The organism is Microbacterium sp. (assembly GCF_031178525.1).
In the GTDB taxonomy this organism is placed as follows: Bacteria; Actinomycetota; Actinomycetes; order Actinomycetales; family Microbacteriaceae; genus Microbacterium.
Window position 1 is genome coordinate 1 of sequence record NZ_JAPSJA010000284.1, and the last position, 2,968, is coordinate 2,968.

Annotated in this window: 3 protein-coding genes; all 3 read left to right on the forward strand. The window is 70.1% G+C overall.

Annotated elements, in window-relative coordinates; all coding sequences use genetic code 11:
* A partial coding sequence (locus tag RIF89_RS13210) for an aldehyde dehydrogenase family protein (protein WP_309069557.1) occupies window positions 1-535 on the forward strand: 535 nt, incomplete at its 5' end.
* A 188-nt stretch (window positions 536-723) separates the two neighbouring features.
* Entirely contained in the window at window positions 724-2,712 is a 1,989-nt protein-coding gene (locus RIF89_RS13215) for a primary-amine oxidase (protein WP_309069558.1), read from the forward strand.
* Between the two features lie 27 nt (window positions 2,713-2,739).
* On the forward strand, window positions 2,740-2,968 hold a 229-nt coding region (locus RIF89_RS13220; protein ID WP_309069559.1), incomplete at its 3' end, for a hypothetical protein.

Sequence of the window (2,968 nt, forward strand, 5' to 3'; positions counted from 1 at the left end):
GGTGGTCGAGGCGCTGGCGGCCGTGGCCTCGCAGATGCCCATGGGCAACGGCATCGAGGGCGGCAACGTCCTCGGCCCGCTGCAGAACGCCAAGCAGTTCGAGATCGTGCGCCGGCTCGTCGAGGACGCCAAGCAGCGCGGCCGCCGCATCGTCGTCGGCGGCGAGCCCGCCGCGGATCTGGGTCCGACCTTCTTCCAGACCACCCTGGTGGCGGAGGCGCAGGACGGCGACCCGCTGGTGGATGAGGAGCAGTTCGGACCCGCGCTGCCGATCATCCGATACACCGACGTGGAGGATGCGATCTCGAGCGCCAACCGCCTCGAGGCGGGGCTCGGCGGCTCGGTGTGGTCGAGCGACCGCGACGCGGCACGCGCCGTCGCCGCGCGCATGCGCGCGGGCACCGTCTGGATCAACTCGCACGGCACGATCCACCCGAAGGTGCCGTTCGGGGGCGTCAAGGGCTCCGGCTACGGCCTGGAGTTCAGCGTCGAGGGTCTCAAGGCCGTCGCGGAGCCGCGCGTCATCGCCGGCTGACGCTCGGGGGTCGCGGGGCGTCCCGCGACCGCCGAGTCCGCTCGCGCACGCGGCGGGGGCGCCCACGACCGCCGTTCCGCCTCGTCCCACCCCGGTGACGCGCTCGTCATCCGCGCGAAACACGTCCGCGCCTAATATCGAGCATTCGCTCAACAACGTCCCGCCGTCCCCGGCACAGGAGATCCCGCATGACCGAAGTCCGGCACCCCCTCGCACCGCTCGCGATCGACGAGATCGACCGCATGCGGGAGATCCTCGATCGGGAGGGTCTCGTCCACGACGCGACGCGCTTCTCGTACATCGCCCTGCGCGAGCCGGCGAAAGCCGATGTGCTCGCCTGGCGTCCCGGGGATGCGCTTCCGCGTGAGGTCGGCGTTCTGCTGACCGATCTGGCCGCGGACACGGTGACGGACATCGTCGTCGACCTCGACGCCGCAGCGATCACGTGGCGTCGCACGCTGGACCCGGCGGTGGACGGCTTCGGCCCCGTGCTGGACGAGGACTTCGCCGCTGCCGACGAGATCGTGAAGGCGGATCCCGGATATGTCGCCGCGCTCGCGGCACGCGGGATCACCGACCTGACGAAGGTCGTCTCGTGTCCGCTCTCGGCCGGCGTCTTCGGATACGACGATGAGGTCGGAGTGCGCATGATCCGCGTGCTGTCGTTCCTGCAGGAGCACCCGCAGGACTCGTGCTGGGCCCACCCGATCGGCGGTCTGGTGGCGCATGTCGACCTCAGGAACCGCCGTGTCGTGCGCCTCGTCGAGACCGAGACGGCGTTCGTGCCGCAGGAATCGGGCGACTACCGCGATCCCGTCGTGCGCGGGCCCGAGCGCGCGTCGCTCAAGCCGATCTCGATCACGCAGCCGGAGGGCGTCAGCTTCACGCTGGAGGACGGCGTGCTCAGCTGGGAGAACTGGAGCGTCCGGGTCGGGTTCAACGGGCGGGAAGGGCTCACCCTCCACCAGCTCGCGTTCCGGGACGGCGGCGTCGATCGACCCGTGATGTACCGCGGGTCGATCGCCGAGATGGTGGTCAACTACGGCGACACCAGCCCCACCAACGCATGGCAGAACTACTACGACGTGTCCGAGTACCAGTTCGGACGGCTTGCGAACTCGCTCGAGCTGGGCTGCGACTGCTTGGGGGAGATCACGTACGTAGACGCCGTCGTGGCCGACGATCTGGGCCGCCCCACGACGATCAAGAACGCGATCTGCATCCACGAGGAGGACTACGGCATCCTCTGGAAGCACACGGACTTCTTCGCCGGCACGAGCGAGGTGCGCCGCCAGCGGCGCCTGGTCGTGTCGTTCTTCGTCACGGTCGGCAATTACGACTACGGCTTCTACTGGTACCTGTACCTCGACGGCAAGATCGAGCTCGAGGCGAAGGCGACGGGCATCGTCTTCACGAACGCGCATCCCGGGGGCGATTACGAGTACGCGACCGAGGTCGCGCCGGGACTGGGGGCGCCGATCCACCAGCACCTGTTCTCGGCGCGCCTCGACATGACCGTCGACGGCGTGACGAACGCGGTCGACGAGGTCGATGTCGCCCGCGTGCCGAAGGACGAGCGCAATCCGTGGGGAAATGCGTTCACGCGCACGCACACCCGCCTGCGCACGGAGCAGGAAGGGGTCCGCGACGCGAAGGGCGAGGTGGATCGCGTGTGGCGCATCTCCAGCACGGAGAAGGCCAACCGACTCGGCAAGCCCACGTCCTACATCCTCGTGCCGGAGGGCAAGCCCACCCTGCTCGTGGACGAGGATGCCTACGTGCGACCGCGCGCGGAGTTCGCCGCGCACCACCTGTGGGTCACGCAGTACGACCGCGACGAGCTGTGGCCGGCAGGTCGCAGCACCAACCAGAATCCCGGGGGAGCGGGTCTGCCCGCCTACATCGCCGCGGATCGGCGGATCGACGGCGAGGACATCGTGCTGTGGCACACGTTCGGACTCACGCATTTCCCGCGCACCGAGGACTGGCCCATCATGCCCGTCGACTACGCGGGCTTCCGGCTGCTGCCCCACGGCTTCTTCGATCGCAACCCCACGTTGGACGTGCCGAACCTCAGCGTGCACTGCGCCACGGCTCCGGCGCCGTCACCGCACGAGGCCGCCACGCCCCACGGCCCTGCCGGCGCGGGCGACGGCGGCTGTCACTGCGGGCACTGAGCCGGAACGAGCGGGAGGCGGACGACGGTGTTCGAACTCGCGGCCGCGGGAAGCGGCCTCGTCGCGGCGGGAAGCTGCTGCGTCGCCACGACGCACTGGCGTGCGCGTGCGCTCGCGGTCGTGATGGCCGCGGCGATGGTGATGCACGTGCTTGCGGTCGGCATGCCGTCTGTGGTGCTCGCGGCGGCTCTCGTCGCGGCCGCGCTGGCGTCGTCGGCGGGTGATCGGCGCCGTGAGCGCGAGCGCGTCGCCTCCG